The sequence below is a fragment of the Streptomyces phytophilus genome, from assembly GCF_013870535.1.
In the GTDB taxonomy this organism is placed as follows: domain Bacteria; phylum Actinomycetota; class Actinomycetes; order Streptomycetales; family Streptomycetaceae; genus Streptomyces; species Streptomyces phytophilus.
Map to the genome: position 1 here is coordinate 1 of NZ_JACBXC010000710.1, position 3127 is coordinate 3127.

General features: G+C 73.9%; 3 protein-coding genes. 1 reads left to right on the forward strand and 2 read right to left on the reverse strand.

Translation table 11 applies throughout. The annotated features are described in order from the left end of the window. On the forward strand, positions 1-687 hold a 687-nt coding region (locus tag H5J30_RS23940), incomplete at its 5' end, for an aldo/keto reductase (protein WP_181789442.1). 11 nt (positions 688-698) lie between these two features. Here H5J30_RS23940 and H5J30_RS23945 read toward each other — a convergent pair. Together H5J30_RS23945 and hmgA are read right to left on the reverse strand one after the other, a co-directional pair. Beyond that, on the reverse strand, positions 699-1451 hold the full coding sequence (locus H5J30_RS23945; protein ID WP_181789443.1) for a GntR family transcriptional regulator: 753 nt from the start codon (positions 1449-1451) through the stop codon (positions 699-701). After that, on the reverse strand, positions 1448-2848 hold the full coding sequence (gene hmgA, locus H5J30_RS23950; protein WP_181789444.1) for a homogentisate 1,2-dioxygenase: 1401 nt from the start codon (positions 2846-2848) through the stop codon (positions 1448-1450). Before hmgA ends, H5J30_RS23945 begins: the two co-directional genes overlap by 4 nt. Positions 2849-3127: the final 279 nt, after the last annotated feature.

Genomic DNA, 3127 nt, shown 5'->3' on the forward strand with positions numbered 1-3127 from the left:
TTCTCCCCGCGCCGGTCCGCCAACGAACTGATCAACTCCGCCCTCGCCCCCTACCCCGACGACCTCGTCATCGCCACCAAGGTCTGGGCGGGCCGCGACCCGGCGGGCGCCTGGGAGTGGGCCGAGCCCGAGCAGCTCCGCGGGCAGGTCGAGGAGAACCTGCGCCAGCTCGGCCGCGACCACCTCGACCTCGTCAACCTCCGCCTCCCGCCCAGCCGGCGGCGCGCGGACGGATCCCTGGCCGACCACTTCGGCGCGCTCGCCGAGTGCCGCACGGCCGGCCTCGTGCGCCACCTCGGCGTCTCCAACGTCAGCGCCGGCCAGCTCGCCGAGGCCCGGACGATCGCCCCGGTGGTCTGCGTCCAGAACGCCTTCGGCGTCGGCGCGGACGCCGAGGAGCGGGCCCTGCTGCGCACCTGCGGCGACCAGGGCATCGCCTACGTGCCGTTCTTCGCCATCGCGGGCGAGGGCCGGGAGGCGGGTCCCGCGGGAACGGAGGCGGCGGAGGTCCGCGCCGCGGCCCGCGCCCGCGGCCTGAGCCCCGCGCAGATCCGCCTGGCGTGGACCCTCCACCAGGGCCCGCACGTCCTCGCCATCCCCGGCACCGGCAACCCCGACCACCTCGCGGAGAACGTCGCCGCGGGCGCGGTCCGGCTCACCGGCGAGGAGGCGCGGCTGCTGGGCTGAACAACACGGCCTTACGGGGCCTCCAGCGTCATGCTGAACGAGAACCGGTCGCCCCGGTAGCGGATCCTGGCCACGTCCACCACCCTGCCGCCGTCGTCGTACGAGACGCCCGTGTAGTCCAGGATCGGGCTGAGCAGCGGGACCCCCAGCAGCTCGACCGTCTCCGGGTCGGCCAGGGTCGCGGTGACGGTGTCCGTGATGCGGGCGATGCGGATGCCGGCCCGGTCGCGCAGGACCTTCGTCATCGGCCAGCGCTCCAGATCCGCCGGGTCGATGCGGGCGGCGGCCTCCGGGCGGACGGTGTTGACGGCCCAGTTGGTGGCTTCGCCGGTGGCGCCGTCGTGGCGCAGGCGCCGGTACGCCATGGCCTCGCCCAGGTCCGGGAAGTACCCGGCGAGGTCCGCGGGGACCGGGGCCGGGCCGTGGGCGAGGAGCGTCGTACGGTCACCGGACTGCTGGGCGACGATCGCGTCGACCGAGCCCAGCAGCCGGACGGGGGCGGTGCTCCGGGCCGTCGCCTCGATGAAGGTGCCGCGGCGGCGGTGGCGCGTGATCAGGCCCTCCTCCTCCAGCTCCTTGAGGGCCTGGCGGAGGGTGAGCACGCTGACGCCGTAGTGCTCGGCGAGCCGCTCCTCGGTCGGCAGCCGCAGCGGTGCGTCGGGCGGCCGGCCGAGGATGGAGGCGCGCAGGGACTGCGAGACCTGATACCACAGCGGGAGCTTGCGGTTGAGCTGGAGCGAGTCGGGCGCGAAGAGGCCGGTCATGGCCCGCTGTGCCCTCTGGGGGAGCCCCCCGGACCCCCTGCTTGCCGCAGCCCCCGCCACACGTCGTCGTAGCCGTCCTGGAGGTGGTCCGCGTCCCGCGCCTGCGGCGTGAGCGTGACCGGCCAGCGCGTCTCGAACATGAACGCCAGCCCGTCGTCGATCTTCTGCGGCTTCAGCTCGGCCGCCGAGGCCCGGTCGAAGGTCTCCTGGTCGGGGCCGTGCGCGGACATCATGTTGTGCAGGGAGCCGCCGCCGGGCACGAAGCCCTCGGCCTTCGCGTCGTACGCGCCCTCCACCAGGCCCATGTACTCGCTCATCACGTTCCGGTGGAAGTACGGCGGCCGGAAGGTGTCCTCGCCGACGAGCCAGCGCGGCGCGAAGACGACGAAGTCGACGCCCGCGAGCCCCGGGGTGTCGGAGGGGGAGGTGAGGACGGTGAAGATGGACGGGTCGGGGTGGTCGTAGCTGATGCTGCCGATGACGTTGAAGCGGTGCAGGTCGTAGACGTACGGGACGTGGTTGCCGTGCCAGGCGACGACGTCGAGCGGGGAGTGGTCGTACGTGGCCTTCCAGAGGTTGCCGCAGAACTTGTTGACGACCTCGACCGGGCCCGCGGTCTCCTCGTACGCCGCGACCGGGGCGAGGAAGTCCCGGGGGTTGGCCAGGCCGTTGGCGCCGATGGGGCCGAGGTCGGGCAGGACGAAGGGGCTGCCGTAGTTCTCGCAGACGTAGCCGCGCGCCGTGGTGCCCGCGGTCAGCGGCTCGACGCGGAAGCGGACGCCGCGGGGGATGAGCGCGACGTGGCCCGGCTCGGCGCGCAGCAGGCCGAGTTCGGTGCGCAGCAGCAGTCCGCCGCGCTCGGGGACGACCAGGAGTTCGCCGTCGGCGTCGGAGAAGACGCGGGTCATGGGGGCGTTGGCGGCGTAGAGGTGGATGGCCATGCCGGCGCGCTGGGCGGCGTCGCCGTTGCCGCCGAGGGTCCACAGGCCGGCCAGGAAGTCGGTGCCGGGCGCGGGCTCCGGCAGGGGGTTCCAGCGGAGCCGGTTGGGGTCGGGGTCCGCTTCGGTGAACGGGGCGGTGCGCACGGTGCCGTTGCCGGTGCGGACGAAGCGGGGGTGGGCGGCGGAGGGGCGGATGCGGTAGAGCCAGGAGCGCCGGTTGTGGGCGCGGGGCTCGGTGAACGCGGAGCCGGACAACTGCTCGGCGTAGAGCCCGAGGGGCGCGCGCTGCGGGGAGTTGCGGCCGGTGGGCAGGGCGCCGGGGACGGCCTCGGTGCTGTGCTGGTTGCCGAAGCCGGAGAGGTACGACAGCCCCTCGGCGGTCTTGCGCGCCCGCTCGGCGCTCGCCTGCGCGGTGTCGGTGTGCTCGCCGCGTGCCTGCTCTGCGCTGCTGGTCATGGTGGTACCGCCCGCCTTCCCGTCACCATTCCTATGGAGAACCATAGGAATGGTCTCAGGTGGACGCCGGCGGCGCCACCCGGCCCGCGTGACCCACCGCACGCCCGGACGCCCTGGGCGCCGAAAACTACCGGCGCTAGTTTGGAGCCGTACGCACACCGCCGAACCACGGGAGACGTACCGATGCAGGCTCACGACGGCATGTTCCTCGACGGCCGCTGGCAGCCCGCCGCCGGCGACGGCGTCATCGAGGTCGTCGACCCCGCAGACGAGCAGGTC